We start from the raw sequence: 15145 nt of genomic DNA, 5'->3' as shown, positions 1-15145 counted from the left end.
TGCTAAAACTCAAACTGATAAAGCAAATCAAGAGCCTGATCCACACCGGACACGGCTTCCAAATAGAGTTTGGGCATCAGGCGATAACGCAAGGTTAACGTTGCCAGTGAATCAAAAATGCCCACTCCGTATTTTACTTGTAGACCCGGCAGTACATAGCCGCTGACCTGCACCTGTTGACTGTCGCCAACGCCGGTGGTGTCGAGAGCAAGGTTACTTACACCGAACGTCTCGCCGATTTTACCCACAACCTGCCCACTTTGTGCAACCCCTAAGCCGACTAACGCCGAAGTTAGTGCGTTACCGTCACCGTCGCTTTTCAGTCCCTGACCCCGTAACAGGTATGAAAGGGCTTCCTGCTGTGACATCGCCGGATCGGAGAACACTTCTACTTTTGGCTCGTCTGCCAGCCCCGTGACGCGCAATCCTGCGGTTACGCCATCCTCTGTTGCATCCGGATTACGAATCGCCTCCAGGTTGAGATAAGGCTGGTCTGGCGGGCCTGCAAACTGCAGTTCACCTTTGCGTACGATCAAGTCCTGACCATAGGCATGGAAACGGCCGGATGGAATGTTGATCTGTCCATTAAGCCCCAGTCCGGATTTATCCTGCACCATTTTCAGATCGCCATTGAGCCGGGCTTTTAGTCCAAAGGCCGACAGACGTACGTCGTTTCCGACGTGAATGGTCAGGTTACTGTTAATCGGTATTGAGGCGGTTTTAGGCTCAATCGGTTTGAGGTTCTTATCCAGCATCACCTCGTCAGAGGAGACGCCCACGGCGCTCTCTGGCACCTCTTGTACCGTGATGCGCGCCCATGGGATATCCACCCGGCCGTCAAGGTTAAAGGCGGCTGGCGTAGCCTCAAAGACCACATCCGGGGAAACGTCCATGCGCACCATGGGCGGCACGGTGACGCGAACCCGACTGCCTTTAGCGGCAACGCGCGCACGCCAGTTATCCAACTGACTCCAGTCCGCATCACCACTCAGGTTAATGTTGCCCTGTGCGGTCTGAAGCAGGCCATTCAGCGTCGAACTCATGCCGTTAAACACCATATTCAGGCTGGCACTGGTGAGATCCACCGGCATGAAGTTGCCTTTTACATTCACATCTTTGAGGCCGAGTTGACCAAAAATCTGCGGCTGCTGTGCCGTTCCTCCCAGACGCAGATTACTGTTCAGATTGCCTTTGATGCTTTCGCCCTGCATCAACGCCGGGTTGATCATCGCCAGGGAGATGTTGCGGATATTCACGTTGCCGCCCAGCGTACGGCGCTGCTGCGGATCGGTAATCTGCACATTGCCGTCCAGCTGACCGTTATTCACGATGCGAATCAGCCAGTCGAGCTGAGCCCGTCCGTCCCGCAGTGCCGCATTAACGTTAATCGTGTTAAAGGCGATGGGCAGCGTATTGCCCTGCACATCCTGCGCGACTTTCACGTTGTTACTCTTCAGCGACAGCGTGCCGACGGGCAGTTTACCCTCCGCCGTCCAGTTGACGCGGGCATCGCCGCTGAACACGCCGCTCAGCTGCGTTTGATCGGTCAGGAAGGGTTTCAACATTGCCAGATCGAAGCGGTTTAACACCACGTGAGCATGACCACTGGGGCCGGCTTCAATCGGTTCTGGCACACAAAGCTGTGCATTGGGGTTTTGCCAGCAGTGGGGGCCGATCGTCGCGCTCTGTTTCTGATTAAAATAGTCAATGGTCATCGCACGCGTCAGGCGCCATTCACCCACCGGCGTGTCAAAACGCGTGTTATTAAGGCTGCCTTTCCACGTCTCTGTCTGACGGTCAAAGCTGCCGTTGAGCGCAAGCTGTCCTGATACCGGCTCACCCTGTACGTTGAGTTTGAGCTGGTGCTGCTTTTCATCACCCTCGGCATTGAGCGTCAGCAGGCTGATGTTGAGTGCATCCTGTTTTAGCTGTTCAACCCGCAATTGAAGTTTACCGGCGATCTGATCGCTGGAGCGCACGTCGCTTTTCAGGGTGATGCGGCGGACAAGCAGTTGCTGCCAGCGTAAACCCGTGGTGGTAAGATCGGCCAGCAACTGTGGCGCTTTCAGCGTACCGCGTGCTTTGATATCCCCTTTCACCACGCCGCCCAGGCCCGGCAGTGCATTATCAAGACGGGGCGCATCAACGTTGGCATCCAGGTTCAGGCTATCTGCCAGACTGCCTTTTATCTCCAGGTGATTGCGTCCCAGCGCTATTTTGATACCGGGGATATCCCATTGGTTGTAGCTGTTGCCCCTTAAGGTCCCCTCTGCGCTGACCGCATTCTGCTTAACGTTACCTTTTAGCATCAGTTGCGGTACGCTGATCTGCCAGCTGCCGCCATACAGGCTGCCGCGCGTGGTAATGTTGCCGTTCAGCTTTGCCGGCCAGTCAGGATACTGGCGTGCGGTATTGATGCCGTCCAGCGTCAACTCACTGCGCCAGCTGATCGCTTTGCTCCAGTCCACCAGCGCTGTCAGGTCAACGTTGCCCTGCAACACCGCCACACGCAGCTTATCCAGACTGAACTGCTGAACGTTGCCTTTCCCCTCCAGGGCGACCGTCGCAGGCGGCACCGACTCCCCTTTGACCGACGTACGGAGCGACATGACATAGTCAGTCGCCTTGCCGTTGAACTGGTAGTGAAGATCGTCGGCCTGATACTGAACCGGCCCGGTCAGGGGCCAGCGTAACTGCGGACTGGTCAGGTTGAGCGCCAGCGGAAGCCCAATAACGGCGGGCTGGGCGCTGGCATCGAGCTGCGCGCGCACCGGGCCTGAAAGCGTTAGCGCCAGTTTCAACTCGTCGCGCATCGCACCTTTTACTGTCAGATTTAGCTTTTCGCCTTTCACCGGATCAACGTTCACGTCACCGTTTAGCGTCAAATCAACGGGCCAGTTGTCGGCCAGCGTCGCCTGACCGCTGCCGTTCAGCTTGCCCAGGTTTGAATCCACCGCCAGCGTTTGCAACTGCATATGCCGGTCGAGGGTTTTTGCCTTCACCTGCAATCGGCTCACCGTAATATCGGTATCCCCAGTAATCCGCAACTGCTCGCCCACAATGTCCTGTACATCAATGTCCAGCGGAAGCTGAAAGTCGGGCAGTTCAGGCAACAGCGGTTTGGCAAACATCGCCTGTAAGGTTTCGCCCAGCGGCTTCTCGTCGGGCTTCGGCTGCTGTATTTTGGGCTGCACCACCTGCTCTTTTGCCACCTGCGCCGCTTTCGGCAGCGCAATCAGCAGGCTTTGAATATGGGTGGGATTGAGCGTCAGCGCACGATCCTGCCACTGCAGGCCGGTGGTAAAATCCACCAGCGAAATAGCGGTATCATCCACTTTCACTTTTATATTGTGCAGGCCCACGTGGCGCAGGGTGATCGGATAGGGCGTGCTGAGGTTTGTCTTGCCGCTTTCTTCTTCCGGCGGCGCGGTGGAGGGCGTCATCTTTTTGCTGTCGACCACCACGCTGATATCCCTCAGCGTAAGATCGTTCACACAAACAGACGAGTGCAGCAGGCAGTTAAGATCCACGGCCAGATGGATATTGCCCGCGTTCACGCTGACGCCAGGCATCTCATAGCGCAATCCACTGAGGGTAAGATTACGCCAGCCACCGTCCACTTTGTTAATGGATAGCCCCGGCACCCAGCGCGAAGCGCCCTTCAGCACCAGATGTAATCCCGGCGTTGTACCAATCAAAAATGCCAGGCCGGCAAACAGCAGCACTAAAAAAATCAAAAAGCCAATCAGGACCTTTTTCCAGCGCGTCATAATTCAGGCCCCAATCCTACGTAAAATTGCACACCATGCTCCTCGCTGTCGCCAATAGGGCGGGCAATATCAAACTTAATGGGCCCCACGGGTGATGCCCAGCGTACGCCGATACCGGCACCGGTTTTGATATTGCTTTGACTGATGTCATTAACGGCCTCACCGGAGTCAATAAACACCGCACCCCACCATTTGCCGCTGACGTTGTATTGATATTCCAGCGAACCGGTGGCCATTTTTGAGGCCCCGGTCAGTTTGCCGTCACTGTCACGGGGCGAAACGTTTTTGTATTTATAACCGCGAATGCTGCGATCCCCGCCGGCGAAGAAACGCAGGTCCGGCGGCACCCTGTCGAAGTCGTTGGTTTCAATCCATCCCACTGTGCCGCGCGCGATAAAGCGGTTCTTTTCGCCCAGTGTGCGGATCCAGACGTTTTGCGCCTGCAGGATCAAGAAATCGACATCCGATCCCCAGGTGGTATCGGACACATCGGCGGAATAACGCTGCGAGTCGCCCCAGGTGGGCATTAAGCCCCCGCGCGAACGGGTGCGGTTGAGACTGACGCCGGGATAGAGCAGCATCGTGGGTGTTAGTGACGTTACCCTGTGTAAAGTGGTCCAGGCTCCAGCGCAGATTAAGGGCTCTTTGCCAGCCGCTGCTGCTGTCCCAGTTACGTGATACCGCCAGCGTACTGGTGTCCGCCTTGGTATCGTTGAGGTCGGTGCGCTTCAGGCCGCCCGAGAACGTGTAGTACTGCTCCAGGGGGCTTTTCAGCAAGGGGACTTTATAACTGAGATCGACCTGCTGCTCGGGGGCAGAAACATAGGCACTGGCGACCATGCTGTGACCGCGATCGTTAACCCAGGGCTTTCTCCACGTTCCTTTCAGGCGCGGTCCGACATCGGTTGAATAACCGACACCGGCTTCGATGGTGTTTTTAGCGCGGGGAGATACCACCGCATTCAAGGGCAGGACTTTGGTTTTACGTCCCTGCTTAAACTCAGGCGCAACCACAACTGACTGGAACCAGCCGGTCGCAGAAAGACGGCGGTTAAGCTCCGCCAGATCGCGCGAGCTGTAGTAATCGCCCTCTTTAAAAGGGACTAAATTTTGCAAATAGGCTTCGCGAATCTGCGAACCTTCAAAGCTGACATTGCCAAAACGATAGCGCGGGCCGCTGTTGTAATCGAGATCCCAAAAGGCTTCGTGGCGCGCAACGGAAACGCCCAGCTCGCTTTTCTCAAACTCACCGTCGAAATAGCCGTTACGGAGGGCAAGGTTAGTGAAGCCGCTTTTGAATTTGTCGTACTGCCCGTGATTCAGCACCGTTCCGACTTTGGGGCGCCCCTGCGCGATCCAGTTTTTATAGTCCGCATCGTTTTTAGCCTGGCCGGTGACGATAATCGTACTGCCCGCAATTTTTACCGGCTGACCGGGCGTGACGCGGGCGATTAACACCGGACGGCCGCCCTGAGGTGGCGCGGGCCGGGATACGAAGTCGATATCCGGCTCATAATAGCCAAGCGCACGCAGCCCCTCTTTTATTGCCGCGGATACGCGGGAGCGAAAGCGGCCATCGTTGGTGACTTCATCGCTGCCAATAGTCGACAGGCGTGCCCTGACGTTTTTTTGCAGTTCTCCGGTTAGCCCTTCCAGCTGTAGTCGAACCGGCGCTGCCCCGAAGGCGGGCGCGACGAGTAGCAAACCCGCCATGCAATAAACATAAAATCGTGGCACCTGTACTCCTGTCTGTCATGCCTGCCCCATTCCACAGGGCGCGTGTTAATCCTCGTTACCGATACGATCGCGACGGCAACTCACTCATCATAGCCGCACTTTTTGCTAACTGGCAGTGTACAACGAGTTATAAGTCAAATTGAGCATTATTGTCGGCAAAACCCACTTACGTTACAACGATGTTGTTACGTCGCAGGCGCCATTGCCGTTTGTCCGCCTGACCGGGCGGTTGATGACAGGCTGCCCGATGGCCTCACAGGACGCCACCGATTGCCCTCTGGCGGCGGCATCGTCGCTGCTGCTATAATCACCCACCACAGGCATCCCGCCTGTCTTCATTTCTGCCCCGACGCTCACGCATTGTGTTAAATGGGCGCAGACATTTTTGGCACGGATAGCTCCCCTTGCGTCACCAGCACAGGGAATGACCGCCTAAACCGCACGCTGCCCAGGCCAAAAATGACAAGTGAATAACTCTTTGGATCTCATATGCTTGATAGCTTACTTGTCATTCTGCTACTGATCGTAATCAGTGCTTTTTTCTCTCTTTCAGAAATCTCGCTGGCCGCCGCCCGCAAGATTAAGCTGAAACTTCTGGCCGACGAAGGCAACATCAACGCTCAGCGCGTTTTGAAAATGCAGGAAACACCCGGCATGTTCTTTACCGTGGTGCAAATCGGCCTGAATGCCGTGGCGATCCTCGGTGGTATCGTCGGTGATGCGGCGTTTTCGCCCGCGTTTTCCAGCCTGTTTAACCGCTTTATGTCGCATGAACTTGCCGAACAGCTTAGCTTTATCTGCTCGTTTACCATCGTGACCAGCCTGTTTATTCTGTTTGCCGACCTGACCCCGAAACGCGTCGGTATGATCGCGCCTGAAACCATCGCCCTGCGCATTATCAATCCCATGCGCTTCTGCTTGCTGGTGATGCGCCCGCTGGTGTGGCTGTTCAACGGTCTGGCCAACGTCTTCTTTCGCATTTTTAAACTGCCGATGGTGCGTAAAGACGATATTACCTCTGACGATATTTATGCGGTTGTCGAAGCCGGTGCGCTGGCCGGTGTGCTGCGTAAGCAGGAGCACGAACTCATTGAGAACGTGTTTGAACTGGAGTCGCGTACCGTCCCTTCCTCCATGACCTCACGCGAAAACATTGTCTGGTTCGATCTGCACGAAGATGAAGTCAGCCTGAAAACCAAAATCGCTCAACATCCTCACTCTAAATTCCTGGTCTGTAATGGCGATATTGACCACATTGTGGGCTATGTCGACTCTAAAGAGCTCCTGCTGCGCGTGCTGGGAAATCAGAGCATGGCGCTGAACAGCGGGGTTCAGATCCGATCGGCGCTTATTGTGCCCGATACGCTGACGTTATCTGAGGCGCTGGAAAGCTTTAAGACGGCGGGTGACGATTTTGCGGTCATCATGAACGAGTACGCGCTGGTGGTGGGCATCATTACGCTTAACGACGTCATGACCACGCTGATGGGCGACCTGGTGGGCCAGGGCATGGAAGAGCAAATCGTCGCACGTGACGAAAACTCCTGGCTGGTGGAAGGCGGTACGCCGATAGATGATGTCATGCGCGTGCTGGATATCGATGATTTTCCGCAGTCAGGTAACTACGAAACCATTGGCGGCTTTATGATGTATATGCTGCGCAAAATCCCGAAGCGCACAGACTTTGTGAAGTTTGCCGGTTACAAGTTCGAAGTGGTGGATATCGACAGCTACCGAATTGACCAGCTACTGGTGACGCGGATTGATGAACGCCCGCCGATGCTGAATGTGGCAAAAACCGAAGAGTAGAAACACTAAGGGCGCCAACGGCGCCCTGTTATTTAGTTGAACTCTAGCTTGAGACGAACGACCTGGCGGTTAATTTCTGACATCACGCTCAGGTGCTGTTTGTCTTTGACCCGTGGGATCAGGACTTTACCTTTATCAAACTCGAATGCGCCAACATCCTTGATGTACAACCTTCCTTTAAACAGCGTCTTAACATATTTTGCTATCTGTAGTGGATTATAGCGCTGGAAGATTTTCATAGTGATTAACTCCTTAATTTTTAAGCACGCTTCACCGTTGCCAAATTCGGTACGGATCCATGAAGCGCGAATTCGAGATAAACTATAGAACACTCTGTTTGCTTCGCACGATAAGAAATAAATTTTTTTACCGTTCTGACACAACATTACAGAATACTCTGTTATTTACTTTTCACTATTCAGTATAAACCTTCATTGGTTAAAGAATTGTGTTGTCGATAGCAAAGCTGACAGCTTTTTGAGACAGCAGCATCATCCCTACTTAATATGACATTGGAATGACTAACTGGTCTGATCACTGGAGAGAATGATGATGCGTGCAACACTGGCAGCACTGGCTTTATCGTTGTTGATTCCCGTTAGCGCGCTGGCGCATAACATTGAGCTGGGCAAACGTGTGCCAGCAGTGGGCGTCAACGACAAAGGCGAGCTGATTTTACAGCAGGAAAAATTCAGTTATAAAAACTGGAACAGCGCTCAGCTGAGCGGAAAAGTCCGCGTAGTACAGCATATTGCCGGGCGCTCATCCGCGAAAGAGATGAACGCGGCGCTGGTTGAAGCTATCAAGGCAGCGAAATTGCCTCACGACCGCTATCAGACCACCACCATTGTTAATACCGATGATGCCATTCCTGGCACCAGCATGTTCGTACGCAGCAGTATTCACAGTAATAAGCAGCAGTATCCCTGGTCGCAGTTTATCGTCGACAGCAATGGCAATGTGCAGCACGCCTGGCAATTACAGCAGGGCGGCTCGGCTATTGTGGTACTGGATAAAACGGGTCAGGTTAAATACGTTAAAGACGGGGCGCTCTCTCAGCAGGAGGTGCAGCAGGTGATGAGCTTATTAAAATCGCTGTTGCAGGACTGAAGGCGGGAAGCGGGAGGGCTGCGCCTCCCGCACTGGGTTAAAACAGCGAGACGCGAAAGCCGGGATTAAGAAAAGATTCACGCGGTGCATAGTCCAGTGTTCTTCCCTGCCAGTCGTGAACGTGAGCACCCGCGGCCGCGGCAACGGCATGACCCGCTCCGGTATCCCAAATATTGGTTGGCCCAAAGCGCGGATAGAGCTGTGCTTTCCCTTCTGCCACCAGGCAAAACTTCAGTGATGACCCGGTTGCCACCGTCTGATGTTCCCCCAGTTGCTTGAGGTACTCTTTCATCTCGTCGTCGTCGTTGTGCGAACGGCTCACCACCACTAACGGTGGACGCGCATCAAGCACATGAATCTGTTGTCGCTCGCCGTTCTCTTCTTTCCAGGCTTTGCCCTCTGCGGCGGAATACATCACGCCCAGCGCGGGGGCATAAACCACGCCCATTACCGGTTTGCCCTGCTCAATCAGCGCAATATTCACGGTAAATTCGCCGTTACGTTTGATAAATTCTTTGGTGCCATCCAGCGGGTCAACCAGCCAGTAACGTTGCCAGTGCTGGCGAACCTCCCAGCCGGGCGGATCTTCCTCTGACAGCACCGGAATATCCGGTGTCAGCTGTTTTAAGCCCGACACAATCACATCATGAGCGGCCAGGTCTGCCGCCGTGACAGGAGAATCATCCGCTTTGTGAGAAACGTCTGTCGGAACGGAACCGTTGTAGACCTGCATAATCGCGTCGCCTGCTTCACGCGCCAGTTGGCTTATTTGCTCTAACATTTTCCACCTCATGTATGAGAATGCTACGCGTTAACTGTCATACCCGTTGGAATACAGTCTAGCAGCTTCACGTTCATCTCTGATTTCAGGCAAACATTCTGAATCATTTTTCAGGTATATCAACATAATAGAAAAAAATGGCAACGATATCCTTTTACAAAGCCTGCAACGCGTTTCGCCCGACCCCAGCGTGCGGCTGACTCAAAACGTTATCTTCATCACGATTTAATCTGCCCTTTCATCAGAGTTTTACATTATTTTTGTAGCCTTGATCTATTAGCTTTGGGAGCGAGCATGTTTAAGGCGGGAATGATGTTACTGGCGTTGAGCGTTTCAGTTGCAGCACAGGGAGCCACCGTGGATTTACGCGTGCTGGAAACGACCGATCTGCACAGCAATATAATGGACTTCGACTACTACAAAGATACGCCCACGGAAAAATATGGTCTGGTGCGCACCGCCTCGTTAATCCATGCGGCGCGTCAGGAAGTCACCAACAGCGTTTTGGTAGACAATGGCGATCTTATTCAGGGCAGCCCGCTGGGCGACTATATGGCCGCAAAAGGGCTCAAACAGGGCGACATCCATCCTGTCTATAAAGCCATGAATACGCTTGATTACAGCGTCGGTACGTTGGGCAACCATGAGTTTAACTACGGCCTGCCGTACCTGCAAAAAGCGCTGGCTGGCGCGCGCTTCCCCTATGTGAATGCGAACGTTATCGATCTGAAAAGCGGTAAGCCTCTGTTTACGCCCTACCTGATTAAACCGACCCGCGTGACCGATCGTGAGGGTAAAACACATACCCTGCAGGTGGGCTATATCGGCTTTGTTCCGCCGCAAATTATGGTGTGGGATAAAGCCAACCTGCACGACAAGGTGCGGGTGGATGACATCACAGAAACCGCACGTCGCTATGTCCCAGAGATGCGCGCTAAAGGCGCGGATGTCGTTATTGCCCTTGCCCACTCCGGTCTGAGTAGCGAACCTTATCAGGCCATGGCTGAAAATTCTGTTTATTACCTCAGCGAGGTCGCAGGCATTGATGCCATTATGTTTGGCCATGCGCACGCCGTTTTCCCGGGCAAGGAGTTTGCACGGATTAAAGGTGCGGATATTGAGAAAGGAACCCTTAACGGTATTCCTGCGGTGATGCCGGGCATGTGGGGCGATCATCTGGGCGTGGTGGATCTGGCGCTGAGCAACGCAGGTGGCCGCTGGCACGTTACTCACGGCACCGCACAGGCGCGCCCTGTCTATGACACCGCAAACAAGACATCGCTGGCCGCAGAAGATCCGGCACTGGTTAACGTCCTGAAAGACGATCACCATGCCACCCGCGAGTTTGTCGCTCAGCCCATCGGAAAATCCGCCGACGTGATGTACAGCTACCTGTCGCTGGTTCAGGACGATCCCACCGTTCAGATTGTGAATAACGCTCAGCGCGCCTACGTGGAGCATTTTATTCAGGGCGATCCCGATCTGGCGACGCTGCCGGTGCTGTCGGCCGCTGCGCCGTTTAAAGCCGGTGGACGTAAGAACGATCCTACCAGCTACGTGGAAGTGGAGAAAGGTGACCTGACGTTCCGCAATGCGGCGGATCTTTATCTCTATCCCAATACGCTGGTGGTGATGAAAGTGAGCGGCGAGCAGGTAAAAGAGTGGCTGGAATGCTCCGCAGGCCAGTTTAATCAGATCGATCCGACCAGCACTCGAACGCAATCGTTAATCAACTGGAATTTCCGCACCTATAACTTCGACGTGATCGACGGTGTAAGTTACCAGATTGATGTGACACAGCCAGCCCGTTATGACGAAGAGTGCCAACTGATTCATCCTGATGCCTCACGTGTTAAGGATCTTCGCTGGCAGGGGCAACCCATCGATCCTAAAGCGACCTTCCTGGTGGCGACCAATAACTACCGGGCCTACAGCGGTAAATTCGCGGGCACGGGCGACAAGTACATTGCTTTTGCCTCACCGGATGAAAACCGCGCTATCCTGGCGGCCTATATCAGCGCAGAAACCAAAAAGCAGGGTGAAGTGCGCCCTCAGGCTGACAATAACTGGCGGCTGGCGACGATCAAGGCTGCACAGCCTCTTGATATTCGCTTTGAAACCGCGCCCGGTGATAAAGCCACGCACTTTATTCAACAGCATGCGCAGTATCCAATGAAGGCAACTGGGAATGACGAGACGGGATTTGCTCTCTGGCAGGTAAATTTACAGCAGTAAGAGGGCTAAGGGCGGCATCGCGCCGCCCTTTTATCCTTACAGGATTTCCAGCAGCTCAACTTCAAAAATCAGGGTGCTGAATGGCGGGATGGACGCACCCGCACCGCGCTCGCCGTAAGCGAGGTTGTGTGGAATAACCAGTTCCCATTTGGAACCCACCGGCATCAGCGTCAGCGCTTCGATCCAGCCCGCAATCACGCCGGTAACCGGGAATTCAGCCGGTTCGCCGCGAGCGACTGAGCTGTCAAAGACGGTGCCGTCGATCAGTTTACCTGTGTAATGCACGCGTACGCGGTCCTGGCGCGATGGAATCGGACCTTCCCCCTGCGTCATCACGCTGAACTGTAAACCTGACTCGGTGCTGCTGACGCCTTCGCGCTGGGCATGGTCCTGCAGGAAAGCCTGGCCTTCTGCGGCCATCGCTTCCACGCGCTCACGACGCACGCTTTCCGCACGCTCATGGACTTCACGCAGCGCGCGATGGACCACATCAACAGGCACCGCGGGTGAGTTCCCTTCCAGCGCGTCGCGCAGGCCCGCGAGCAGTGCTTCTGGCTGCAGCCCCTGCAGACCAGACTCCAGCAGCTGCTGGCCAACCTGTAAACCAATACCGTAACTTGCTTGTGCTTCGACGCTGTCGAAAGAAGGGGTAGTCATCTTCGTTCCTTTCACTCTCGGATATAGTAAGACGGGCAGCATAGCAGCGCAGGCCGCTGGCGTAAAATCCACAGCGCCGCAGATGACTTTTGCTGGCGAAAGAGAAACAATACGCAGGTCAAATTTATCAATGCTGGCAGGCACTTCGCGTCCACATTGCCCATACTGTATAAGTGACAAGTTTTTCCTTGTCAGTGGCACTATAAGAAAGAGAGAAAATATGGGCCAGATTGCCCCTCGTCGCCGCAGGACGCACGCACTGCGTATTTTAACCCGGTTACAGGCCTGGCTGCCGCAACGAACGCGGCCGCAAGGTGCCGGAGCGGAGGAACCTGATATGCCTTCAAACGTCTCGTCTCGCCTGCCTCACTGGCTTTATCGAATCTGGCATTTCACAGACGATATCCGCTGGATGGACCCGCTGCCGGCTTTCCACCGTCGTGGGATCGTGCTCGCTTTACTCATCCTGCTGCTGGCCTTTCTCTGGCCGTCCAGCACGCCACAGTATCCGGTAGAACGGCCTGTGACGCCTTCGGCAGAAAAAGAGGTGCCGATGCAGGCGGACATCTACAATAACAAACCGGCTCAATCCGCGTCTCAGCCAGAGGCAAAGGCCGATTCTCAGGGTGACTGGCATAGCTACCAGATTGCGTCCGGGCAGACGCTGGCGCAGCTGTTCCGCGACAATAATCTTCCGGTGAATGACGTCTTTGCGATGGCGCGCGTCGAAGGTAACGATCAGCCGCTCAGCACATTAAAAGAGGGCCAACAGGTGAAAATCCGTCGGGATGCAAAAGGCGTCGTGACAGGTTTAACGCTGGATGGCGCGAACGGCCCGGTGCTGTTTACCCGCCAGCCGGACGGCAGCTTTTTACGGGTAGAATAAGCGATAACCGGTGGCTCACGTCACCGGCTGTCCGTTATCCCGCTTTTTTGATTTTATTGACCAGCACGATCCCCGAACAGACCAGCAGCAGGGCAAGCAGATACTTGATGCCCAACATATCTTCACCGTGGAAAACGGCGAAGAGCACCATTCCTGCTACAGGCATCACGACGTTAAACGGCGCAATCATGCTGACGCGGTTATATTTTAGCAGCACGCTCCAAAAGGCAAAGGGCACTGACGAGATCAGCGTCAGATAACCCAACACCGCCCCAGCACCGATACTGTTAATCTGCAGCATCCCACTCGCCAGGCCACCGCCCATTACCATGACGCCCCGCCCAGAGCCAACTGCCAGCCGGTCATCACCTTCGGATCGATAGTGTGAGAAATGCGTTTTCCCTATCGCGTGGCGGCAGAGAGGAGAAACGCGGCCAGCACCACGAAGCCGTTACCCTGCCAGACAAACTGAAAATCACTCAGTCTACTTTCGAGGTTGACCAGCATCACGCCGCTAAAACCCAGAAGGCAGCCAGGCGATTTGTTGTCACTGAGCCTGTCATTTTGATAGATAAAATGCGCCAGCATGATGCTAAAAAATGTGTCCGTGGCGTTCATGATCGAACCTTTTACCCCTGTGGTAAACGCGAGCCCGATTTAGAAAAACGTGTATTGAAGGGCGGTTTGCATGCTACCCAACAGGGCAAGCTGACTAAACTGGCGGGGGGATAAACGGTAAACCGGTTTGCGCTGCACCAGGGCAAAAAGAAACAATATCAGCCCCGCTAACAAAAAACGATAACCGGCAAAAACCCCTTTCGAGGCAATATCGTCTGGGCGATTCGATACAGCGCGTATCCGCTTTTGATCGCGGGGTAAGAACGTCCCCAGAGCAAACAGCACCGCGTTGCGCAGGCAAAAACCCCATTTCGACGGGTGAACACGGACTCGACAGAAGGATATGCATGGGCGTAGCCAATAATAAAATCGCGTTTCATTTTATATTCAACATGCCCGGAGGAGCCTGAATCTGCAAGACAGAGAAGGGAATTCTGTTACGTCGTTAAAACAAAAACGCCGACACAAGTGTCGGCGTTCAGGTGTGGCAGGTAACTAAAAATTAGCCTGCTACTACGTTCACGATCAGTTTCGCGAAGACTTCGCTGTGAACCTGGAAGTCCACTTCGTGCTCACCGGTGGTGCGCAGAACGCCGTTCGGTAAACGAACTTCGCTCTTAGCGACTTCAACGCCAGCTGCAGTGACTGCATCAGCGATGTCGCGGGTACCGATGGAACCGAACAGTTTACCTTCATCGCCTGCTTTAGACGTGATGGTAACGGTGCCCAGTGCGTTGATTTTCTCTGCGCGAGCATTAGATGCTGCCAGAACGTCAGCCAGTTTGGCTTCCAGTTCTGCACGACGTGCTTCGAAGAATTCAACGTTTTTCTTGGTAGCAGGAACAGCTTTACCCTGTGGAACCAGGAAGTTACGAGCGTAGCCCGCTTTAACGTTAACCTGATCACCCAGGCTGCCCAGGTTTGCTACTTTATCAAGCAGAATAACTTGCATTACCTTATCCTCTTAAAGTCGTTAATGGACAACAGCCGTTACTGATGACGATCAGTGTACGGCAGCAGAGACAGGTAACGCGCGCGCTTGATAGCACGAGCCAGCTGACGCTGGTATTTTGCGCGAGTACCAGTGATACGGCTTGGTACAATCTTGCCGCTTTCAGTGATGTAGTTTTTCAGCGTTGCGATATCTTTATAATCGATCTCTTGAACGCCTTCCGCGGTGAAACGGCAGAACTTGCGACGACGGAAATAACGTGCCATTTGGCTAGTCTCCAGAATCTATCAATTCAATCTGCTCGGCATGTAACACCATTTTACTCTGACCATTTCGCGCCTGATGGCAGCTGATAAAGCCTTCGAGAATGAGTTGCGTGCCGACCGTTATATGTTGAGTAATCACCTGATGGGCGCTGCCGCTAATAATAACAGGCATTCGACACCAGGCTTGCCGGTGAAATCCGGCCTCCTCCTGCACCGAGTTGTGCTCAAGCACGAACTGACAGTGCGGAATTCCTGACGGGCTAATTTTACGGACTGGCGTCTTGCACACCGTGCCAGACAAGCGCAGCCGATTAACCGTCACGA

12 protein-coding genes and 2 pseudogenes are annotated in these 15145 nt (G+C 54.1%); 5 read left to right on the top strand and 9 right to left on the bottom strand.

Annotated features, from left to right (window positions below):
• Positions 1 to 2: 2 nt before the first annotated feature.
• Positions 3 to 3770 (bottom strand): autotransporter assembly complex protein TamB, encoded by a 3768-nt coding sequence (tamB, locus tag P9J57_RS02710; protein ID WP_210456315.1) that lies wholly within the window; start codon positions 3768 to 3770, stop codon positions 3 to 5.
• Positions 3767 to 5483 (bottom strand): annotated as a pseudogene (gene tamA / locus P9J57_RS02705) (autotransporter assembly complex protein TamA). The gene tamB and the pseudogene tamA overlap by 4 nt, the downstream one beginning before the upstream one ends.
• A 163-nt stretch (positions 5484 to 5646) precedes the next feature.
• Here tamA and P9J57_RS02700 point away from each other — a divergent pair.
• Both P9J57_RS02700 and paeA read left to right on the top strand, forming a co-directional pair.
• Positions 5647 to 5814 carry a hypothetical protein gene (locus tag P9J57_RS02700; RefSeq protein ID WP_155676331.1) on the top strand — a complete coding sequence of 56 codons (168 nt, stop codon included), beginning with the start codon at positions 5647 to 5649 and terminating at the stop codon, positions 5812 to 5814.
• 182 nt (positions 5815 to 5996) lie between these two features.
• Complete coding sequence (paeA, locus tag P9J57_RS02695; protein ID WP_013027381.1) at positions 5997 to 7316, top strand: polyamine export protein PaeA; 1320 nt, start codon at positions 5997 to 5999, stop codon at positions 7314 to 7316.
• Between the two features lie 32 nt (positions 7317 to 7348).
• Here the strand turns inward: paeA and P9J57_RS02690 are convergent, their stop codons facing one another.
• Positions 7349 to 7555 (bottom strand): DUF1107 domain-containing protein, encoded by a 207-nt coding sequence (locus P9J57_RS02690; RefSeq protein WP_003855513.1) that lies wholly within the window; start codon positions 7553 to 7555, stop codon positions 7349 to 7351.
• 313 nt (positions 7556 to 7868) lie between these two features.
• Between P9J57_RS02690 and P9J57_RS02685 the strand changes: the two genes are divergently transcribed.
• Entirely contained in the window at positions 7869 to 8426 is a 558-nt protein-coding gene (locus P9J57_RS02685) for a YtfJ family protein (protein ID WP_024471139.1), read from the top strand.
• A 37-nt stretch (positions 8427 to 8463) separates the two neighbouring features.
• Here P9J57_RS02685 and cysQ read toward each other — a convergent pair whose 3' ends face one another.
• Positions 8464 to 9207: a 3'(2'),5'-bisphosphate nucleotidase CysQ gene (cysQ, locus tag P9J57_RS02680; RefSeq protein WP_014604907.1), complete on the bottom strand. Its 744-nt coding sequence runs from the start codon at positions 9205 to 9207 to the stop codon at positions 8464 to 8466.
• A gap of 294 nt (positions 9208 to 9501) precedes the next feature.
• Here cysQ and P9J57_RS02675 point away from each other — a divergent pair, with 294 nt between their 5' ends.
• A complete protein-coding gene (locus P9J57_RS02675; protein ID WP_483279377.1) occupies positions 9502 to 11442 on the top strand; it encodes a bifunctional 2',3'-cyclic-nucleotide 2'-phosphodiesterase/3'-nucleotidase in 1941 nt (646 codons plus the stop codon).
• Positions 11443 to 11478: 36 nt separating this feature from the next.
• Here the strand turns inward: P9J57_RS02675 and bamJ are convergent, their stop codons facing one another.
• Positions 11479 to 12099 (bottom strand): BamJ family beta-barrel-assembly machinery protein, encoded by a 621-nt coding sequence (gene bamJ / locus P9J57_RS02670; protein WP_014604905.1) that lies wholly within the window; start codon positions 12097 to 12099, stop codon positions 11479 to 11481.
• A gap of 220 nt (positions 12100 to 12319) precedes the next feature.
• On the opposite strand from bamJ, the gene P9J57_RS02665 reads away from it, so the two are divergent.
• Positions 12320 to 12985, top strand: a complete 666-nt coding sequence (locus P9J57_RS02665; protein WP_024471140.1) for a LysM-like peptidoglycan-binding domain-containing protein — start codon at positions 12320 to 12322, stop codon at positions 12983 to 12985.
• Between the two features lie 34 nt (positions 12986 to 13019).
• Here P9J57_RS02665 and P9J57_RS02660 read toward each other — a convergent pair.
• The 4 genes and pseudogenes from P9J57_RS02660 to priB all read right to left on the bottom strand — a co-directional run bounded on the left by P9J57_RS02660 (position 13020) and on the right by priB (position 15143).
• A pseudogene (locus tag P9J57_RS02660) lies at positions 13020 to 13983 on the bottom strand (DMT family transporter).
• 122 nt (positions 13984 to 14105) lie between these two features.
• A complete protein-coding gene (rplI, locus tag P9J57_RS02655; RefSeq protein WP_013027389.1) occupies positions 14106 to 14555 on the bottom strand; it encodes a 50S ribosomal protein L9 in 450 nt (149 codons plus the stop codon).
• A 38-nt stretch (positions 14556 to 14593) separates the two neighbouring features.
• On the bottom strand, positions 14594 to 14821 hold the full coding sequence (gene rpsR / locus P9J57_RS02650; RefSeq protein ID WP_000135199.1) for a 30S ribosomal protein S18: 228 nt from the start codon (positions 14819 to 14821) through the stop codon (positions 14594 to 14596).
• Between the two features lie 4 nt (positions 14822 to 14825).
• Positions 14826 to 15143, bottom strand: a complete 318-nt coding sequence (gene priB / locus P9J57_RS02645; protein ID WP_013027390.1) for a primosomal replication protein N — start codon at positions 15141 to 15143, stop codon at positions 14826 to 14828.
• Positions 15144 to 15145 lie beyond the last annotated feature (2 nt).

This window comes from Pantoea sp. nfd-35, from assembly GCF_056892255.1.
This window is presented reverse-complemented; position numbering and strand designations above follow the sequence as displayed.

Excerpts from the sequence above, each read along its gene's own strand:
- rplI (WP_013027389.1), bottom strand. The coding sequence starts at position 14,555 with ATGCAAGTTATTCTGCTTGATAAAGTAGCAAACCTGGGCAGCCTGGGT.
- P9J57_RS02665 (WP_024471140.1), top strand. The coding sequence starts at position 12,320 with ATGGGCCAGATTGCCCCTCGTCGCCGCAGGACGCACGCACTGCGTATT.
- cysQ (WP_014604907.1), bottom strand. The coding sequence starts at position 9,207 with ATGTTAGAGCAAATAAGCCAACTGGCGCGTGAAGCAGGCGACGCGATT.
- paeA (WP_013027381.1), top strand. The coding sequence starts at position 5,997 with ATGCTTGATAGCTTACTTGTCATTCTGCTACTGATCGTAATCAGTGCT.
- bamJ (WP_014604905.1), bottom strand. The coding sequence starts at position 12,099 with ATGACTACCCCTTCTTTCGACAGCGTCGAAGCACAAGCAAGTTACGGT.
- P9J57_RS02685 (WP_024471139.1), top strand. The coding sequence starts at position 7,869 with ATGCGTGCAACACTGGCAGCACTGGCTTTATCGTTGTTGATTCCCGTT.
- tamB (WP_210456315.1), bottom strand. The coding sequence starts at position 3,770 with ATGACGCGCTGGAAAAAGGTCCTGATTGGCTTTTTGATTTTTTTAGTG.
- P9J57_RS02675 (WP_483279377.1), top strand. The coding sequence starts at position 9,502 with ATGTTTAAGGCGGGAATGATGTTACTGGCGTTGAGCGTTTCAGTTGCA.
- P9J57_RS02690 (WP_003855513.1), bottom strand. The coding sequence starts at position 7,555 with ATGAAAATCTTCCAGCGCTATAATCCACTACAGATAGCAAAATATGTT.
- rpsR (WP_000135199.1), bottom strand. The coding sequence starts at position 14,821 with ATGGCACGTTATTTCCGTCGTCGCAAGTTCTGCCGTTTCACCGCGGAA.